The 18200-nt window shown below is 65.3% G+C and carries 19 protein-coding genes; 9 read left to right on the forward strand and 10 right to left on the reverse strand.

Features of this window, described 5'->3' with window-relative positions; all coding sequences use genetic code 11:
* The 5 genes from fliO (at nucleotide 1) to flhB (ending at nucleotide 3560) form a co-directional block, all read left to right on the forward strand.
* On the forward strand, nucleotides 1-477 hold the full coding sequence (gene fliO, locus H681_RS08955; RefSeq protein ID WP_015476533.1) for a flagellar biosynthetic protein FliO: 477 nt from the start codon (nucleotides 1-3) through the stop codon (nucleotides 475-477).
* A 53-nt stretch (nucleotides 478-530) separates the two neighbouring features.
* Nucleotides 531-1265, forward strand: a complete 735-nt coding sequence (gene fliP, locus H681_RS08960; RefSeq protein WP_442961262.1) for a flagellar type III secretion system pore protein FliP — start codon at nucleotides 531-533, stop codon at nucleotides 1263-1265.
* 106 nt (nucleotides 1266-1371) lie between these two features.
* Nucleotides 1372-1641 (forward strand): flagellar biosynthesis protein FliQ, encoded by a 270-nt coding sequence (fliQ, locus tag H681_RS08965; RefSeq protein WP_015476535.1) that lies wholly within the window; start codon nucleotides 1372-1374, stop codon nucleotides 1639-1641.
* On the forward strand, nucleotides 1641-2417 hold the full coding sequence (fliR, locus tag H681_RS08970; protein WP_015476536.1) for a flagellar biosynthetic protein FliR: 777 nt from the start codon (nucleotides 1641-1643) through the stop codon (nucleotides 2415-2417). The genes fliQ and fliR overlap by 1 nt, the downstream gene beginning before the upstream one ends.
* Before the next feature lie 6 nt (nucleotides 2418-2423).
* A complete protein-coding gene (flhB, locus tag H681_RS08975; protein WP_015476537.1) occupies nucleotides 2424-3560 on the forward strand; it encodes a flagellar biosynthesis protein FlhB in 1137 nt (378 codons plus the stop codon).
* Nucleotides 3561-3612: 52 nt separating this feature from the next.
* On the opposite strand, the gene H681_RS08980 is transcribed toward flhB, so the two are convergent.
* The 9 genes from H681_RS08980 to H681_RS09020 all read right to left on the reverse strand — a co-directional run bounded on the left by H681_RS08980 (nucleotide 3613) and on the right by H681_RS09020 (nucleotide 12354).
* The gene (locus tag H681_RS08980; protein WP_015476538.1) at nucleotides 3613-4872 is read right to left on the reverse strand and encodes an OprD family porin; all 1260 of its coding nucleotides are present in this window, start codon (nucleotides 4870-4872) and stop codon (nucleotides 3613-3615) included.
* Nucleotides 4873-4969: 97 nt separating this feature from the next.
* Complete coding sequence (gene hpaI / locus H681_RS08985) at nucleotides 4970-5776, reverse strand: 4-hydroxy-2-oxoheptanedioate aldolase (RefSeq protein ID WP_015476539.1); 807 nt, start codon at nucleotides 5774-5776, stop codon at nucleotides 4970-4972.
* Nucleotides 5777-5819: 43 nt separating this feature from the next.
* Complete coding sequence (hpaH, locus tag H681_RS08990) at nucleotides 5820-6623, reverse strand: 2-oxo-hept-4-ene-1,7-dioate hydratase (protein ID WP_015476540.1); 804 nt, start codon at nucleotides 6621-6623, stop codon at nucleotides 5820-5822.
* 13 nt (nucleotides 6624-6636) lie between these two features.
* On the reverse strand, nucleotides 6637-7941 hold the full coding sequence (locus H681_RS08995; RefSeq protein WP_015476541.1) for an MFS transporter: 1305 nt from the start codon (nucleotides 7939-7941) through the stop codon (nucleotides 6637-6639).
* Between the two features lie 51 nt (nucleotides 7942-7992).
* Complete coding sequence (locus tag H681_RS09000) at nucleotides 7993-8385, reverse strand: 5-carboxymethyl-2-hydroxymuconate Delta-isomerase (protein ID WP_015476542.1); 393 nt, start codon at nucleotides 8383-8385, stop codon at nucleotides 7993-7995.
* Between the two features lie 10 nt (nucleotides 8386-8395).
* Complete coding sequence (hpaD, locus tag H681_RS09005; protein ID WP_015476543.1) at nucleotides 8396-9319, reverse strand: 3,4-dihydroxyphenylacetate 2,3-dioxygenase; 924 nt, start codon at nucleotides 9317-9319, stop codon at nucleotides 8396-8398.
* Between the two features lie 113 nt (nucleotides 9320-9432).
* Nucleotides 9433-10893, reverse strand: a complete 1461-nt coding sequence (gene hpaE / locus H681_RS09010) for a 5-carboxymethyl-2-hydroxymuconate semialdehyde dehydrogenase (protein WP_015476544.1) — start codon at nucleotides 10891-10893, stop codon at nucleotides 9433-9435.
* A gap of 17 nt (nucleotides 10894-10910) precedes the next feature.
* A complete protein-coding gene (locus tag H681_RS09015) occupies nucleotides 10911-11684 on the reverse strand; it encodes a fumarylacetoacetate hydrolase family protein (protein WP_015476545.1) in 774 nt (257 codons plus the stop codon).
* 10 nt (nucleotides 11685-11694) lie between these two features.
* Nucleotides 11695-12354: a fumarylacetoacetate hydrolase family protein gene (locus H681_RS09020; protein WP_015476546.1), complete on the reverse strand. Its 660-nt coding sequence runs from the start codon at nucleotides 12352-12354 to the stop codon at nucleotides 11695-11697.
* Nucleotides 12355-12776: 422 nt separating this feature from the next.
* Here H681_RS09020 and hpaR point away from each other — a divergent pair, with 422 nt between their 5' ends.
* The 3 genes from hpaR to H681_RS09035 all read left to right on the forward strand — a co-directional run bounded on the left by hpaR (nucleotide 12777) and on the right by H681_RS09035 (nucleotide 15447).
* Nucleotides 12777-13199, forward strand: a complete 423-nt coding sequence (gene hpaR / locus H681_RS09025; RefSeq protein WP_015476547.1) for a homoprotocatechuate degradation operon regulator HpaR — start codon at nucleotides 12777-12779, stop codon at nucleotides 13197-13199.
* 58 nt (nucleotides 13200-13257) lie between these two features.
* A complete protein-coding gene (hpaA, locus tag H681_RS09030; protein ID WP_015476548.1) occupies nucleotides 13258-14175 on the forward strand; it encodes a 4-hydroxyphenylacetate catabolism regulatory protein HpaA in 918 nt (305 codons plus the stop codon).
* Between the two features lie 66 nt (nucleotides 14176-14241).
* Entirely contained in the window at nucleotides 14242-15447 is a 1206-nt protein-coding gene (locus H681_RS09035) for a Bcr/CflA family multidrug efflux MFS transporter (protein ID WP_015476549.1), read from the forward strand.
* On the opposite strand, the gene H681_RS09040 is transcribed toward H681_RS09035, so the two are convergent.
* Nucleotides 15401-16645: an MFS transporter gene (locus H681_RS09040; RefSeq protein WP_015476550.1), complete on the reverse strand. Its 1245-nt coding sequence runs from the start codon at nucleotides 16643-16645 to the stop codon at nucleotides 15401-15403. The genes H681_RS09035 and H681_RS09040 overlap by 47 nt on opposite strands.
* A gap of 307 nt (nucleotides 16646-16952) precedes the next feature.
* Here H681_RS09040 and H681_RS09045 point away from each other — a divergent pair, with 307 nt between their 5' ends.
* The gene (locus tag H681_RS09045; RefSeq protein ID WP_015476551.1) at nucleotides 16953-18125 is read left to right on the forward strand and encodes a p-hydroxyphenylacetate 3-hydroxylase oxygenase component; all 1173 of its coding nucleotides are present in this window, start codon (nucleotides 16953-16955) and stop codon (nucleotides 18123-18125) included.
* The last annotated feature ends 75 nt before the right edge of the window (nucleotides 18126-18200 follow it).

Consider the following 18200-nt stretch of genomic DNA (forward strand, 5'->3'; position numbering starts at 1 on the left):
ATGGCCCGCCTGTCCGCGATCCTCAGCGCCCTGCCGCTGGCGGGGCTGTCCCTGCTGGCGTTCGGCGAGGACGGCAAGGCGCCGGTGTCGACGCCCGCCATCGTCCATGCCAGCTCCACGCCCAGTGTGATCACCGGCAGCGCCGGCGCGCAGCTGATGCAGTTGCTGCTGGGCCTTGTGCTGGTGGTCGGGCTGATCTTCCTGCTCGCCTGGCTGGTGCGTCGCGTGCAGCAGGTCGGTCCGCGCGGCAACCAGGCGATCCGCCTGGTGTCCAGCCAGGCCCTCGGCCCGCGTGACCGGCTGGTGCTGGTGCAGGTGGGCGAGGAGCAGATCCTGCTCGGCCTGACCCCCGGCCGCATCACCCCGTTGCACGTGCTGCGCCAGCCGGTGCACGCCGCCGACTCGGAACCGGCGCAGCCGGAATTCGCCCAGCGCCTGCTGGAGTTGCTGAACAAGGACAAGGGCCGCCCGCAGTGACCCGTTCGCCGAATCCTTCCGCTCTGCTCGGCGCGCTCAAGCGCAGCGCGCCGTTGCTTCTGGGACTGCTGGCGCTGGTCGTGCCGCAGGCTTTTGCCGCCGATCCGACGCAGATCTCGGCGATCACCGTGACCACCAACGCGCAGGGGCAGCAGGAGTACTCGGTCAGCCTGCAGATCCTGCTGATCATGACCGCGCTGAGCTTCATCCCGGCGTTCGTCATGCTGATGACCAGCTTCACCCGGATCATCATCGTCTTCTCCATCCTGCGCCAGGCGCTGGGCCTGCAGAGCACGCCGTCGAACCAGGTGCTGATCGGTCTGGCGCTGTTCCTCACCCTGTTCGTCATGGCGCCGGTGTTCGACAAGATCAACGCCAACGCGCTGCAGCCCTACCTCAACGAGCAGATCCCGGCGCAGGAGGCGATCAGCCGCGCCGAGGTGCCGCTGAAAGCCTTCATGCTGGCGCAGACCCGGCAGTCGGACCTGGAGCTGTTCGTGCGCCTGTCCAAGCGCACCGACATCCAGAGTGCCGACGCCACACCGCTGACGATCCTGGTCCCGGCCTTCGTCACCTCGGAGTTGAAGACCGCGTTCCAGATCGGCTTCATGATCTTCATCCCGTTCCTGATCATCGACCTGGTGGTATCCAGCGTGCTGATGGCGATGGGCATGATGATGCTGTCGCCGCTGATCATCTCGTTGCCGTTCAAGATCATGCTGTTCGTGCTGGTGGACGGCTGGGCGCTGATCATCGGCACCCTGGCCGGCAGTTTCGGGACGGTGTAGCGATGCACGGCTCTTCCGTAGGAGCGAGCTTGCTCGCGAGGCTCTTGTACCATTGCGGTTCGCGAGCAAGCTCGCTCCTGCACGCTGCTGAACGACTGGAGCAGATATGACCCCCGAAGTCGCGGTAGACCTGTTTCGCGAAGCGCTCTGGCTGACGGCGATGATCGTCGCCATCCTGATCCTGCCCAGCCTGCTGGTGGGCCTGGTGGTGGCGATGTTCCAGGCCGCCACCCAGATCAACGAACAGACCCTGAGCTTCCTGCCGCGCCTGATCGTGGTGCTGCTCACCCTGATCGTGCTGGGGCCCTGGCTGATTCGGCAGCTGATGGAGTACACCCAGACGCTGTTCAACAGCATTCCGACGCTGATCGGCTGATGCTGGAGCTCACCAACGCGCAGATCGGCGGTTGGGTCGGGGCCTTCCTGTTCCCGCTGTTCCGCATCGCCGCGCTGCTGATGGTGATGCCCATCATCGGCACGCAGTTGGTGCCGACCCGCGTGCGCCTCTACCTGTCCCTGGCGATCGCCGTGGTGCTGGTGCCGAACCTGCCGCCCATGCCGCAGGTGGACGCGCTGAGCGTGAAGGCCATGTTGCTGATCGGCGAGCAGATCCTCATCGGCGCCATGCTCGGTTTCACCCTGCAACTGATGTTCCACGCCTTCGTCATCGCCGGGCAGATCATCTCCATGCAGATGGGCCTGGGCTTCGCCTCGATGGTCGATCCCACCAACGGTATTTCGGTTCCGGTGCTCGGGCAGTTCTTCACCATGCTGGTGACCCTGCTGTTCCTGGCCATGAACGGACACCTGGTGGTGTTCGAGGTGCTGGCGGAAAGTTTCGTCACCCTGCCGGTGGGCGAGGGGCTGTCGAGCAATCACTTCATCACCGTGGCCGGCAAGCTCGGCTGGATCATCGGCGCCGGCCTGCTGCTGGCGTTGCCGGCGATCACCGCGCTGCTGGTGGTCAACCTGGCCTTCGGCGCCATGACCCGCGCCGCGCCACAGCTGAACATCTTCTCCATCGGCTTCCCGCTGACCCTGGTGATGGGCTTCATCATCGTCTGGATCGGCAGCGCCGACATTCTGTCGCAGTACCAGTCCCTCGCCAGCGAAGGGCTGCAACTGCTCCGCGAACTGGTTCGAGCGAGGTAGCCGGCGATGGCTGAAAGCGAGAGCGGTCAGGACAAGACAGAGGAACCCACGGAGAAACGGCGCCGGGAGGCGCGCGAGAAAGGTCAACTGCCGCGTTCGCGGGAGCTGAATACACTCGCCGTGCTCGTCGCCGGCGCCGGCGGCCTGCTGATCTATGGCGCGGGCCTGGCGGACGCGCTGATGCGCCTGATGCGCGGCAGCTTCGAGCTGTCCCGCGAGACGGTGATGAACAGCGACAACATGCTCAGCCTGCTGGCCACTGCCGGACGGATCGCCGGCGAGGGCCTGTGGCCGATCCTCGCGCTGCTGCTGGTGGCGGCCCTGCTGGGGCCGGTGGCCCTGGGCGGCTGGCTGTTCTCCAGCGAGGCGCTGGCACCCAAGTTCAACCGCCTGAACCCGCTGGAAGGGGTCAAGCGGATGTTTTCCGCCAAATCCCTGCTGGAACTGTTCAAGGCGCTGATCAAGTTCACCGTGGTGCTCGCCGTGGCGATCCTGGTGTTGCAGTCGGACAAGGACGACCTGCTGGCGATGGCCCACGAGCCCACCGGGCAGGCGCTGCTGCACTCCGCCAAGGTGGTCGGCTGGAGCGCCTTCTGGCTGGCCTGCAGCCTGATGCTGATCGCCGCCGTGGACGTGCCCTACCAGCTCTGGGACAACCGCCAGAAGCTGATGATGACCAAGCAGGAAGTGCGCGACGAGTACAAGGACTCCGAGGGCAAGCCGGAGGTCAAGGCCAAGGTCCGCCAGATGCAGCGCGAGATGGCGCAGCGGCGGATGATGCAGGCGGTGCCGGACGCCGACGTGGTGATCACCAACCCGACGCACTTCGCCGTCGCCCTCAAGTACGACCCCGCAGCCTCCGGTGCGCCGCGCCTGCTGGCCAAGGGCAACGACTTCATGGCGCTGAAGATCCGCGAGGTGGCCCAGGAGCACAAGATCACGGTGCTGGAGTCGCCGGCGCTGGCGCGGGCGGTGTACTACTCCACCGAACTGGAGCACGAGATTCCCGCCGGTCTCTACCTCGCCGTCGCCCAGGTGCTGGCCTACGTCTACCAGCTCAAGCAGTTCCGCGCCGGCAAGGGCAAGCGCCCGGGGCCGATGCCGGACCTGCCGATCCCGCCGGATTTGCGGCGGGACGAGTGAGCCCGTCGGGCTGGCGGGCGGCACGATGTTCCCGTTGCGTTGGCCTGTCTCTTTACCAGAGGGGAATGCTGTAGTTGGCGATCAAGCGGTTTTCGTCGATGTCCGGCCCGTAGCTGGTGCGTACGGAGGCATTGCGCCAACGCAGCGAAAGCCCCTTCAGCGACTCGCTCTGCAGCGTATAGGCCAGGTCACTGTCTCGTTCGTATTCATGTCCATCCTGCAAGCTCGCTCCGAGTTCGATGTCGTCGCCGCGAGCATAGCGGGTCATGAAGGTCAGGCCGGGCAGGCCCAGCGAGGCGAAGTCATAGTCGTAGCGCAACTGCCAGGACTTTTCACCGGGCAAGGTGAAAGTCTGGACTGTCATCAGGTTCGGCGAATAAGGCGGGGTGTATCCGTTCAGCGTAGGGAAGCCGTTGTCGCCCATCATCTTCTGATAGGCGACCGAGACTGAGTGGGCACCGCCGCGTAGCGTGAACATCATGCTTAGGTTGCGGTTGTCCACCGCTCCGGAGCGCGCCTGGCCATCGTCGTTGCTGTCGAAGTAGCGCAGGTCGCTACGCAGCGATAGGCCATCGCGCAGGGGCAGATCATGCAGCAGGCCAGCATACTGCTGGTGGTAGATGTCCTTGAGCTGGCCATAGAAATAGCTGGCGCTGAGGTTCTGTGTCAGGGCGTAGCCGGCGCCAGCGATGTTGAACTGGTTGCTGTTGAACTCGCTGCTGCGTCCCATGATGTACATGTTGTCGGCGGCGGATGAGTCCCGTGGACGGTTCTGCCACAACTGGCCAACGGTCAGGGTCAGCTTGTCGACGTCGCTGGAAGTCAGCAGGGCGCCCTGGAATGTCTGCGGCAGGAGTCGGGTGTCGTCGCGGAATACCACGGGCAGTTGTGGCTCGAGCAAGCCGATGTTCAACTGGCTTTTGGCATAGCGCACCTTAGCGGTCAGCCCGGCATGACTGAAGTTGTCCACGGGCTCATGCGATTGCGGGCCGAATGGCAAGGTACCGTCGCCGCTGCGCCCGGCTCCGGAGTCCAGCTTGACACCTAGCAGCCCTGTGGCATCCAGGCCGAAACCGACAGTGCCCTCGGTAAAGCCCGATTGCAGGCGCAGGACGAAAGCCTGGGACCAGTCGCCGGCCTGGGATTGCCGGGCATCGTGCTGGCGGAAGTCGCGCAATTGGTAGAAGTTGCGCAGGTCCAGGCGACCGCTGCTATCGTCGACGAAAGAGGCCTGAACGGCCAGGGGGAGAAGTCCGACGAGAAGCAGGGAGCGACGGGTTGCGCGCTCTATCTGGGAGGGAATGCTGTTCATGGTGGCTCCTTGTTATTCTTGTTATGCCTGCCCATCGAGCAATAGCCCCTGCTGTGCCGAAGTACGGCACAGCAGGGGTATCCGGTGAGCTGGCGGGTCAGTACACAGCCGGTACCGTCGGCGCAAAGGTGACGGCGGAGCCTTTGAAACGCTCTGCCAGATCACGAAGCGCGCGCATTAGCAGGTTGGTGTCGACACCTACTGCGACGAACCGGGCTCCCAGCTCCAGATAGTGCCGAGCGAGTCTCTCGTCGGCGCTGAGGATGCCGGCTGCCCGGCCCGCTCGCTGGATACGAACGATGGCGTCGTCGATCACGGCCTGTACTTCGGGATGGCCGGGATTACCGCGGTGGCCCATGGCGGCGCTGAGGTCGGCGGGGCCGATGAAGACGCCGTCCACGCCTTCGACGGCGACGATGGCATCGAGGTTGGCCAGGCCTTCGAGATTCTCGATCTGCACCAGCAGGCACATCTGCTCGTCGGCCTTGTCGAGGTAGCCGGGAATGCTGTTCCAGCGCGAGGCGCGGGCAAGGGCGCTGCCGACGCCACGAATGCCGGAGGGTGGATAGCGCATGGCACGGACCAGCTCGGCAGCCTGTTCGGCGCTCTCCACCATCGGCACCAGCAGGGTCTGGGCGCCGATGTCGAGCAGTTGCTTGATCAGCGCGGTATCGCCGAGTACCGGACGGATGATCGGGTGGCTGGGGTAGGGCGCTACCGCCTGCAGTTGGCCGAGCAGGCTGCGCAGGTCATTGGGTGCGTGTTCGCCGTCGATCAGCAGCCAGTCGAAGCCGGCATTGGCAGCCAGCTCGGCGCAGTACGGATCGGCCAGACCGAGCCAGAGGCCGATCTGCGCTTCGCCGGACTTCAGGCGAGCCTTGAAGTCGTTGATTGGGACGTGCATGGGAACTCCTTTCGCGAGCAAGCTTGCTCCTACGAAGAGACGGTCAGACAAATCGGCAGGCGATCGAGCCAAGCTGGTCGTAGTCGACGTGGAAGGTGTCGCCGGGCGCGGCGGCGACCGGGCGGGTGAACGAGCCGCCGAGGATGATCTGCCCGGCTTCCAGGGTGACGTCGTAGGGCGCCAGCTTGTTCGCCAGCCAGGCCACGCCTTTGGCCGGGTGGTTGAGCACCGCGGCGGAGACGCCGGATTCCTCGATCACGCCGTTGCGGTAGAGGATCGCCGGCACGCGGCGCAGGTCGATCTCCGTCGGGCGCACGGCGCGGCCGCCCATCACGATGCCGGCGTTGGCGGCGTTGTCGGAGATGGTGTCGAAGACCTTGCGGGTGGCCCTGGTGTCCGGGTCGATCTGCTGGATGCGCGCGTCGATGATCTCCAGCGCCGGGATCACCCATTCGGTGGCGTCGAGCACGTCGAAGACGGTGCAGTTCGGCCCGCGCAGCGGCTTGCCGAGGATGAACGCCAGTTCCACTTCCATGCGCGGCACGATGAAGCGCTGGAAGGGGATATCGCTGCCTTCCTCGAAGAGCATGTCGTCGAGCAGCGCGCCGTAGTCCGGCTCGGTGATGTTGGAGGAGACCTGCATGGCGCGCGAGGTCAGGCCGATCTTGTGGCCGATCAGCCTGCGCCCGTCCGCGATCTTCTTCGCCACCCAGGCACGCTGGATGGCGTAGGCATCCTCGATGGTGATTTCCGGATAATCCAGGGAGAACTGGCGCACCTGGGTGCGCTCGCGCTCGGCGGCGTCGAGGCGGGCGGCGGCTTGCTGGATGAGGTTCTGGTCGAGCATGACGAGCAATCTCTTAACGGGGGTTGACCACGGCGGCCGGGGTTTTCAGGGCCAGCAGGCCACCGAGGGTGATGAGCGCGGCCAGCAGGTACAGGGCGAGGCTGGCGCTCTGGGTGGTGTCGCGCATCCAGCCGATCAGGTAGGGCGCGAGGAACGAGGCGACGCTGCCGAACGAGCTGATCAGCGCGATGCCGGCCGCCTGGGTGCGGTCGGCGAGGAAGGCCGGCGGCAGTTGCCAGAACATCGGCAGCGCGGCGCTGGCGCCCATGCCGGCGACCACCAGCCCGACCATCACCAGCAGCGCGTTCTGCGGAACCAGGGCGACGGCGACGAGGCCGATGGCGGACATCAGCAGCGGTACGCAGAGATGCCAGCGGCGTTCGCGGCGGCTGTCGGAGGAGCGGCCGAGGGCGACCATGAAGATGCAGCCGGCCAGGTAGGGGATGGCGCTGAGCATGCCGATACGGCTGTCCTGGGCGATGCCGGCGGTGTGGATCAGGCTGGGCATCCAGAAGGCGATGGTGTTCACGGCGAGCATCACGGCGAAGTAGATCGCCACCATCAGCCAGACGTGGCCGTCGCGGAGGATGCCGGAGAACGAAGTGATCGACTTGCCTTGTTCCTCGCTGTTCATCTGGCTGCGCAGGCCGGCTTTCTGCTCGTCGCTGAGCCAGCGGACGTCCTCGAAGCTTTCCGGCAGCTTGCACCAGACCAGGATGCCGAGCAGGGCCACCGGCAGGCCCTCGATGAGGAACATCCACTGCCAGCCACGCATGCCGAGGAAGTCGTGGAAGCCGTCGAGGATCCAACCCGACAGCGGCCCGCCGATCACCCCGGCCATGGGCACGGCAATGGCGAACAGAGCGGTCACCTGGCCACGGCGATGAGCCGGAAACCAGCGGTTGATGTAGACCAGGATGCCGGGGAAGAAACCGGCTTCGGCCACGCCGAGGAGCAGGCGCAGGGTGTAGAAGCCTTCGGCGCTGGTGACCTGCAGCATGGCGGTGGAAAGCAGGCCCCAGACCACCATCAGGGTGGCGATCCAGCGACGCGGGCCGACGCGCTCCAGCATCAGGTTGCTGGGCACGCCGAAGATGGCGTAGGCGACGAAGAACAGGCCGGCGCCCAGGCCGTAGACGGTTTCGCTGAAGTGCAGGTCGCCGCTCATCTGCAGCTTGGCGAAGCCGATATTGATGCGGTCGAGGTGGGCGAAGATGTAGCAGACCAGCAATAGCGGCATCAGCCGCCAGGTGATCCTCCTGTGGATGCTGTCGTTGACGGGCAGGTCGATGGTGTTCGCGGGGATGGCTGGACTCATGGCTTTATGCTTCTTGTGTGTGAGTGCAGTGGGTTCGGATGGGCTCTGTGCTCAGCTCGCCTGACCCTTGAGGAACGCATGGACGTTGTTCTGCTTGAAGTTCAACTCGGCGTGCAGCTCGGTCATCTCGAACGACAGCGCCAGCAGGCGTCGTCCCTGCAGTTCGGCGAAGTGCGCGGTGATCACCGCGAACAGTTCCTCGGCGACCTTGCGGCGGGTCTCCAGATCACGCCCGGCTCCGACCTTGAGGGTCATGTGGACGAACGCGTAGTCGTGCCTGCCGTCGGCCATGCGCCAGGTGTCCAGGCGCACGGCGCGGCTGCGGATGCCGCCGAGCGGGAACACGCCGCTGGCGCCCAGGCAGGCATGGACCTTTTCGAACAGCCCGGGCAGGTCGGCGTCTTGCTCGATGTTGTCGGTGTATTCGGCGATGAAGTGCGGCATGGGCGATTCCTCAGAGACGGCCTGCGGAAGGATTCGCGCCGGGATTCGACGCCTGGGCGTCTGGAATCGCCGAGCCGTCCTGCGGCGTGACCGGGAAGATCGCGTTGATCTGGCCGGTACCGGAGGAACCGAAGTAGGGCGTCACGACCTCTGCCTTGCCGTCGTACTTCGACCAGCCGAGCGCACCGAGAAGCATCGCGGTGTCATGCATGAATCCCTCGCCGTGACCCTTGGCGGCGTATTCCGGGAGCATCCCGCAGAACTCCTGCCAGCGGCCCTGCTGCCACATCTCCACCACCTGGTGATCGAGGACTTCGAGGAAGGGGCTCCAGACGCGGTCGGCGAATTCCGGGGCCTGGCCGTTCTGGGCGAAACGATGGGACAGCGAGCCGCTGGCGAGGAAGGCCACGGTGCCGTCGTAGTGCTCTTCCACGGCCTTGCGCATCGCCCAGCCGAGGCGCGCGCTGTCGTTGAGGTAATGCACGGTGCACAGTGCCGAGACCGAAATCACCTTGAAGTGCTGGTCTTCGTTCATGTAGCGCATCGGCACCAGGGTGCCGTATTCGGGACCGAGAGTGGTGGCGTCGTGGGCAAGGGTCTCCACGCCCAGGTCGTTGCAGCTCCTGGCGAGGATGCGGCCGAGTTCGGCGTTGCCGGGGAATTCGTACTCCATGTTGGAGATGAAGTGCGGCAGTTCGTTGCTGGTGTACACGCCCTGGAAATGCGGGGCGCAGTTGATGTGGTAGCCAGCGTTGACCAGCCAGTGGGTGTCGAACACCACGATGGTGTCCACGCCCAGCTCACGGCAGCGGCGGCCGATTTCGCGATGGCCGTCGATGGCCGCCTGGCGGCAGCCCTGGCGCGGGCCGGGCAATTCGGAGAGGTACATCGATGGAACGTGAGTGATCTTGGCAGCCAGAGCGACTTTGCCCATGACAATTCTCCTGGTGTTGGGCGCCGCCTGCGGGGCGCCCGGATTCTTGTGATTGTGGCTGCACGCCGGCGATGCTGGCGGCCTCGGACGGCCGCTCTGTCATCGGGTCGCGCTCACACGCCCCAGCGGGGGATGTGATGGCTGCCCATGGAAATGCACACGTTCTTGACTTCGGCGAACACCTCGAAGCTGTACTCGCCACCTTCGCGGCCGGTGCCCGAACCCTTCACGCCGCCGAATGGCTGGCGCAGGTCGCGGACGTTCTGGCTGTTGATGAACACCATGCCGGCCTCGATGCCGCGGGCCAGGCGGTGGGCCTTGCCGATGTCCTGGGTCCAGATGTAGGAGGCCAGGCCGTATTCGGTATCGTTGGCCAGACGCAGCGCTTCGGCCTCGTCCTTGAATTTCATCAGGCACACCACCGGGCCGAAGATTTCCTCCTGGGCGATACGCATACGGTTGTCCACGTTGGCGAACACGGTGGGCTGGATGAACTGCCCCTTGGCGAGGTGCGCCGGCAGGTTGGCCGGACGTTCCAGGCCGCCGGCGAGAAGGGTCGCGCCTTCCTCGATGCCGATGCGGATGTAGCCGGTGACCTTGTCGTAGTGGGCCTGGGTGATCATCGAGCCGACCTGGGTTTTCGGGTCCTGCGGGTCGCCGACGATCAGGCGCTTGGCGCGGGCGGCGAACTTGGCGACGAATGTGTCGTACACGCTCTCCTGGATGAAGATCCGGCTGCCGGCGGTGCAGCGTTCGCCGTTCAGCGAGAAGATGGTGAACAGCGCGGCGTCGAGGGCGCGGTCGAGGTCGGCGTCATCGAAGATCAGCACCGGCGACTTGCCGCCCAGTTCCATGGAGTATTTCTTCAGGCCGGCGGTCTGCATGATCCTGCGGCCGGTGGCGGTGCCGCCGGTGAAGGAGATCGCGCGCACGTCCGGGTGGCGGACGAGGGCGTCGCCAGCGGTGGCGCCGTAGCCCTGCACCACGTTCAGCACTCCGGCCGGGATGCCGGCTTCCAGCGCCAGGCGTCCCAGTTTGTTGGCGGTCAGTGGCGACAGCTCGGACATCTTCAGCACTGCCGTGTTGCCCAGCGCGAGGCACGGTGCAGTCTTCCAGGTGGCGGTCATGAACGGCACGTTCCACGGCGACACCAGGCCGCACACGCCAACCGGCTGGTACAGGGTGTAGTTGAGCATCTGGTCGTCGACCGGGTAGCTGTGGCCATCCATGCGGGTGCAGACTTCGGCGAAGAACTCGAAGTTGTGCGAGGCGCGCGGGATCAGCACGTTGCGGGTCTGGTGGATCGGCAGACCGGTGTCCAGGGTCTCCAGCTCGGCCAGGTTCGGCACGTTCTGGTCGATCAGCTCACCGAGCCTCCGCATCAGCTTCGCGCGTTCCCTGGCGGGGGTGGCGGCCCATTTCGGGAAGGCTTCCTTGGCCGCGGCGACCGCCATGGCGATCTCTTGCGCGCCGCCGCTGGCGACTTCGGCGATCACTTCGGTGGTGGCCGGGTTGATGGTTTCGAAGACTTCTTTGCTCTCGACCTCGCGGCCGTTGATCCAGTGCTTGATCATGCTGCTGTTGCCTCTATTCATTGCTGGCCGGCGCGGTTCGCGAAGAACTCGGCCTCGCTGACGATTCGGTTGACCAGGCGGCCGACGCCTTCCACTTCCACCACCACTTCATCGCCCGGCACCACGTCGGCCAGGCCTTCCGGCGTGCCGGTGGCGATCATGTCGCCCGGCTGCAGGGTCATGAAGCTGGAGAAGTATTCGATCAGGTAGGGAATGTCGAAGATCATGTCCGCGGTGGTCCCTTCCTGCTTCAGCTCGCCGTTCACCCAGGTGCGCAGGGTGAGCTTCGACGGGGCCGGCACGTCGGCGGTATCGACGATCCACGGGCCGACCGGCGTGGTGGCATCGCGGTTCTTCACTCGCAGGTTGGGCCGGTAGTAGTTCTCCAGGAAGTCGCGGATCGCGTAGTCGTTGCACACCGTGTAGCCGGCCAGGTAGTCCAGCGCGTCCTCGCGCTTGACGTTGCGCGCCGGCTTGCCGATCACCGCCACCAGTTCGCACTCGTAGTGCATGTAGGCGACGTCGTCCGGGCGCCAGGTGACCTGGTTGTGGCCGGTGTAGGTGCCTTTGGACTTGATGAACGCCAGCGGCTCGGTGGGTGCCTTGAAGGACAGCTCGGCGGCGTGGTCGGCGTAGTTCAGGCCGAGGGCGAACATGCTGCCGGTGGCGGGCGGCAGCCATTCCACCCGGGATTCGGCGAGCAGGCGGCCATTGGGCAGGCGGACGGCGTTGCCTTCTTCCACGGTGACGGCGAAGGTTTCGCCCTGATAGCGGATGCGTGCGTGTTTCATGGCTGGCTCCTTACTCCGCTACCACGTTGCTGACGAGACGCCCGAGGCCGTCGATCTCGACTTCCACACGGTCGCCGGGCTGCACATCGACGCGGCCTTCCGGGGTGCCGGTGATCAGCACGTCGCCTTCGTGGAGGGTCATGAATTCGCTGATCTCGGCGATCAGTTGGGGAATGCTGCGCACCAGGTTGGCGGTGCTGTTCTGCTGGCGCAGTTCGCCGTTGACGAACACTTTCAGGGCGAGGGCGTGCGGATCGGCGATCTCGCCGGTGCCGACCACTTCCGGGCCGATAGGGCAGAAGCCGTCGCGGCACTTGGCCTTCACCGCCGGGCGGTAGTAGCTGTCTTCCGGCAGGCTGAATTCGTTGACGATCACATAGCCGGCGACGTGTTGCATGGCGCTGTCGGCGCTGACGCGGCTGGCATTCCTGCCGATCACCACGCCGAGGGCCGGGCCGGGCTGCAGGCGCTGCACGTCACGCGGGAAGATCACCGGCTCGCCGTTGGCGTTGCGGGTGTTCGGCGTCTTGATGAACAACACCGGCTTGACCGGCGGCTTCTGGTACGGCGGCTCGTTGAATTCGCCGAGACGGCTTTCCAGCAAGCCCTGGTAGTTCAGCGCGACGCCGAACAGGGTGCCTTGAGCGACTTCGCTGACTGCGCGGCGCATGGTGCTCTCCTGAACTGGGAATTCGTTTTCGCACCGGTTCGATCTCCCGGCGCGCATTTCGTTAACATGGAAACGTTTATAGTTAACATGTTAATGAAGGTCAAGCGGCAATGTTTCCGCTGTCGACCTGTGGCATGGATTTAATCGGGAAAGCGCATGGCGGAATTGTTCCGCGCTGCCAGCGGCTTGATCGAGAATGACAGGTGGCTGCCACCTGAATTCTGGATCCCCGCGTTCGCGAGGATGACGGAGTTGGGAGCTATATGGCGTCATCTGGGAACTCCGTCATCCTCGCGGACGCGGGAAACCAGAAGACAGTTGCTGCCGTGGGCCGGCTGCGGGGCAGGGGGAATTGCCCACGGGGCCGCGTTGCTGGTTAAAATCCTGTTATTCAAGGGGCATTCAGGAGCGAGCGCCACCTCATGCAAAGTTCACGCACTTCCCTTGCCCTCACGCTGCTGCAGGCCCGCGAGGCCGTAATGGGCTTCTTCCGTCCGCTGCTCAACGAGCATGACCTGACCGAGCAGCAGTGGCGGGTGATCCGTATCCTCCGCCAGCGCGGCGAGCTGGAGAGCCATCAGTTGGCCCACCAGGCGTGCATCCTCAAGCCGAGCATGACCGGCGTGCTGTCGCGCCTGGAGCGCGACGGCATCGTGCGCCGCTGGAAGTCCGAGCAGGACCAGCGCCGGGTGTTCGTCTGCCTGACCGAGCAGGGCCAGCAGTGCTACATCGCCATGAGCGAGGGGATGGAGGCGAACTACCGCAAGATCCAGGAGCAATTCGGCGAGGAAAAGCTCGACCAGTTGCTGCAGCTGCTCAACGACCTGAAGCAGGTCAAGCCCTGAGGTTCTCGTAGGAGCGAGCTTGCTCGCGATCCTTCGCTCCGAATACGGAGATTCCGCCATGGCCACCCGCGCACCCATTCCCAACATCGACATCGGCCAGGTCTACGACCTGCGCTATGCCGATGCCGAGGTGCACTACGAGGAACTCGGCAAGCTGGCGGACTTCTTCGGCCGCAACATGCCGGTGCATCGGCACGACCGCTTCTTCCAGGTGCATTACGTGAAGAGCGGTTCGGTGCGCGTCTACCTCGACGAAGAGCACTACCACCAGCAGGGGCCGCTGTTCTTCCTCACGCCGCCGACCATTCCCCATGCCTTCGTCACCGAGTCGGATGCCGACGGCCATGTACTCACGGTCCGCCAGCAACTGCTCTGGCCGTTGCTCGAGCCGGAGCAGGGGCTGGCTGGCGGGCCGCGCATCGGCGCGGTGTGCGTGGCGTTCAGCGAACTGGACGAGACCTACCGCGACGAGGTGGAGCGCGTCGACCGGCTGTTCGACATGCTGCGCGAGGAGTTCCGCGCGGCGCGGCCGGGGCGCGAGATGAGCCTGGTGTCCCTGACCCGGCTGATCTTCATCAGCCTGCTGCGGCTTTCCGCGCGCTCGCTCAAGGCGCAGCCGACACGGCGCGACGACCTGCAGTTCTTCCACCGCTTCAATGCGCTGATCGAGGAGCACTACGCGGAGCACTGGCCGCTGACCGACTACGCCAGCCAGATCGGCGTGACCGAAGCGCGGCTCAACGATATCTGCCGTCGCGTGGCGGGACTTCCCTCCAAGCGACTGGTGCACGAACGCGTGATGCAGGAGGCCAAGCGCCTGCTGCTGTTCACCGGCAGTTCGGTGAACGAGATCTGCTACCACCTAGGCTTCAAGGACCCGGCCTATTTCAGCCGCTTTTTCACCCGCAATGCCGGGATGGCACCGGGCGAGTATCGGCAGAGCAAGGCGGGGGACAAGGAAGAAGCCTGGCGCTGACCGTCTTTCCCGCATTTCATTAACTTGTTAACGTTGTGCTCCGTTTGAATTCCACCGGAGCCTTCCATGTCCATCCTCGCCAGGCCGCAGCGATTGATCCCGCTGCTCGCCGCCCTGGTAGCCTTCGCGCCGCTGTCCATCGACACCTACCTGCCCAGCCTGCCCCTGATCGCCCGCGACCTCGGTGCAGGGGAGAGCGATGTGCAGATGACCATCAGCGTGTTCCTCGCCGGGCTGTGCCTGGGCATGCTGGGGTACGGGCCGCTGTCCGATCGCTTCGGCCGTCGTCGGCTGCTGCTTGGCGGGATCGTTCTTTATCTGCTGGCGACGATCGGCTGCATCGTGGCCGACAGTTCCACCAGCCTGATTCTCTGGCGCTTCCTTCAGGCACTGGGCGGTGCTTCCGCGGCGGTGCTGGCGCGGGCCATCGTCCGCGACCTGTTCCCACTGGCCGAGGCGGCGCGGGTGCTGTCGCTGATGCACCTGGTGACCATGTTCGCCACCCTGGTGGCGCCGCTGCTGGGTAGTCTGCTGGCGGACATCGCCGGGTGGCGGGCGATCTTCGCCGCGCTGCTGGGTTTCGCCCTGATGTGCCTGCTGGCGGTGACGCTGCGTATCCCGGAGACGCACCCATCGGACAATCGCGGCCGCAGCGTGGCGGACGCCTTCCGCGCCTACTGGATCATCGCCACAGATGCGCGCGCCATCGGTTACCTGCTGTGCATGGGGCTGCCGTTCGGCGGCATGTTCGCCTTCATCACTGCGTCGCCCTTCGTCTACATCGAGCTCTTCGGCGTCTCGCCGCAGACCTACGCCTGGCTGTTCAGCATGAACATCGGCGGGATCATCGTCGTAACGTGGCTGAACGCGCGCCTGGTCGGCCGGCTCGGGCCGCAGCGCATGCTTGGTTTTGGTTCGCTGGTGGCGCTGCTGGCGGGGCTTGGACTGCTGTTCTGTGGCAGCACCGGAATCGGCGGCTTGCCCGCGATCGCGGCCTGCCTTCTGGCCTATGTCAGCGTCACCGGATTGCTCGGCGCCAATTGTGTTGCGAGCTTGCTGGCGCTATTCCCGCGTCAGGCGGGCGCAGCGGCCGGCCTGGCGGTGGCGGGACAGTTCGCCATTGGCGCAGGCCTCAGCGCGCTGGTCGGGGCCCTGGCAAACGGCACGCCGCTGCCGATGTGCGCAGTGGTAGGAAGCGCCGGTATCGGCTGCTTCCTTGCCTTCCTCATGTTGCGGGCCGGGAATGCGCGTCAGTTGGCGGAGCCGGCCTAGGCCGGGTGCCCAGCCAGACGCAGTAGGCGAGCAGCAGACCGCCGGCCACCGCCATCGCCCAGGGACCGCCGAAGCTCGCTGCGATCAGCCCGGCGAGCAGGCCGCCGATGGCGTCGAAGCCGAAGCGGGTGGAGGTGTACAGCGATACCACGCGCCCGCGCAGCTCTTCCGGCGCCTGGCCTTGCAGAATGATGTTGGTGCCGACGTTGTTGATCGTCACGCCGAAGCCCAGCACGGCCATCGCCAGCAACGACAAGGGCAGGTTGCGGCTGACGGCGAAGACGAGCAGGGCGGCGCCGTTGGCGATGGCGGAAAGCAGGATGAGCCGGGGCAGGGCGCCGACGTTCTGCCGCGCGGCGAGAAATACCGAAGACAGCAGCGAGCCGAGCCCGGCTGCACCCCACAGCCAGCCAAGGGTGCGCGCGTCGCCGGCGAAGATGTCGCGGGCGAATACCGGCAGCAGCGAGGCATAGCTGGATGCCGTCAGGTTCACCATCAGCACGCTGAGCATCATCATGCGCACGTTGGGCGTCTGCAGCGCGTAGTTCAGCCCTTCGCGGAACACGCTGCCCATGCTGCCCGTGGCGCGCATCGCCGGCGGCAATCGCACCAGCAGCAGGCCGATGACCAGCGCCAGGTAGGACGCGGCATTCAGCGCGAAGCAGGTCGCCTCGCTGACCATCGCCAGCAGCAGTCCGGCCAGCGGCGGGCCGATGAAGCGCGAGCAGGTGAACAGCGTGGCGTTCAGCGCCAGGGCGTTGGGCAGGTCGTCGCGGTCGTCGACGAAGCGGCTCAGCAACGATTGACGCAGCGGCGTGTCCACCGCGTTCAGCACGCCGAGCAGGGCGGACATTGCGACGATCAGCGTCGGGCCGATCATCCCGCTGGCGGTCAACCCGGCCAGGGTCAGCGCCTGTACCGCCAGCAGGGTCTGGGTGCCGAGCAGCAGCAGGCGCTTGTCGTGACGATCGATCCAGGCACCGGCCAGCGGGCCGACCAGCAATTGCGGCAGCAGCGCGACGCAGGTGGTCACGCCGAGCAGGGCGGCGGAGTTGGTCAGCCGATAGACCAGCCAGGCGAGCGCCACCTGCTGTATCCAGGTGCCGAGAGTGGAAACGGCATGACCGAGGAAATACAGGCGGAAATTGCGGTGACGGAGTGCGCGCAGCGAGGCGGGCCAGGTCGTGGGTGAGGGCATGGAGTTCCTTGGGCGGACTGCGATGGCGAGAAGTTCATATATTAATGAGTTTCCGAGAAAAACCGATAGGAAGCTTTGTTTTTCGTGATATTGGGCCTGCCACTTAGATCGTTAATAACGAAATGAAATTCTGCGAAAAGTGCAATCTAGCCTTTGGAAGTTGCATTCAGGGAGGCCGCGACAGCGTCCCATAATCGCCCTGCCACTCTCGCCATCTCACTCGAGAGCCCTGTCGGATAGGCCCGGGTCGCATCGACGCCCCACGCGCCACTCCGGCAATCAGTCAAAAACAATCAGGGCCGATAACATGAAAAAGCCAAACCCGCTCCTCGAAGACCTGAAAGCCATCCTGCCGGCCATCGCCGCCAACGCCGCCCAGGCGGAGAAGGACCGGATGGTGCCCGCCGAAAACATCGCCCTGCTCAAGGGCATCGGCATGCACCGCGCCTTCCAGCCGAAAGCCTATGGCGGCATGGAAATCTCCCTGCCCGAATTCACCGAGTGCGTGATCGCCCTCGCCGGCGCCTGCGGCGGTACCGCCTGGGCCTTCAGCCTGCTGTGCACCCACAGCCATCAGATGGCGATGTTTTCCAGGCAGGCGCAGGACGAATTCTGGGGCAGCAATCCCGACGCAACCGCGAGCAGCAGTATCGCGCCGTTCGGTCGCGTGGAAGAGACCGAAGGCGGCGTCATCTTCAACGGCGAGATGGGCTGGAGCAGCGGTTGCGACCACGCCGAATGGGCCATCCTCGGCTTCCGCCGTCAGGCCGGCGAAGGCGAGCCGCCGGTGTACTGCTTCGGCGTGGTGCCGCGCAGCGAGTACGAGATTCGTGATGACTGGTTCGTCTGCGGCATGCGCAGCAGCGGCACCAAGACGCTGTTCCTGAAGGACGTGTTCATTCCCAACCACCGCATCGAAGCGGCCAAGGACATGATGGAAGGGCGCTCGGCCGGTTTCGGCCTGTACCCCGACAGCAAGATTTTCTACACCCCGTACCGCCCTTACTTCGCCAGCGGCTTCGCCTCCATCAGCCTGGGCATCGCCGAGCGCATGCTCACAGCCTTCGCCGAGAAGACCAAGAACCGCGTGCGCGCCTACACCGGCGCCAGTGTCGGTACCGCCACGCCGGCCCTGATGCGCCTGGCCGAGTCCACCCATCAGGTCGCGGCGGCCCGCGCCTTCCTGGAAAAGACCTGGGAAGAACACGCCGAACATGGCCGGCAGAAGCGCTACCCGGACCGCCAGACCCTGGCCTATTGGCGCACCAACCAGGGCTATGCGGTGAAGATGTGCATCCAGGCGGTGGATCGCCTGTTCGAGGCTGCTGGTGGCGGAGCCTGGTTCGAGAGCAACGAGATGCAGCGTCTGTTCCGCGACTCGCACATGACCGGCGCCCACGCCTACACCGACTACGACGTCTGTGCGCAGATCCTCGGCCGTGAGCTGATGGGCCTGGAGCCGGATCCGAGTATGGTCTGAGCGTCTGCCCGTGCCCTGGAAGCGTATTCGCTTGCAAAGACTATCTCGCTATCCCGCCGGTCTCGCGCCGGCGTG

The organism is Pseudomonas sp. ATCC 13867 (assembly GCF_000349845.1).
Lineage (GTDB): Bacteria > Pseudomonadota > Gammaproteobacteria > Pseudomonadales > Pseudomonadaceae > Pseudomonas.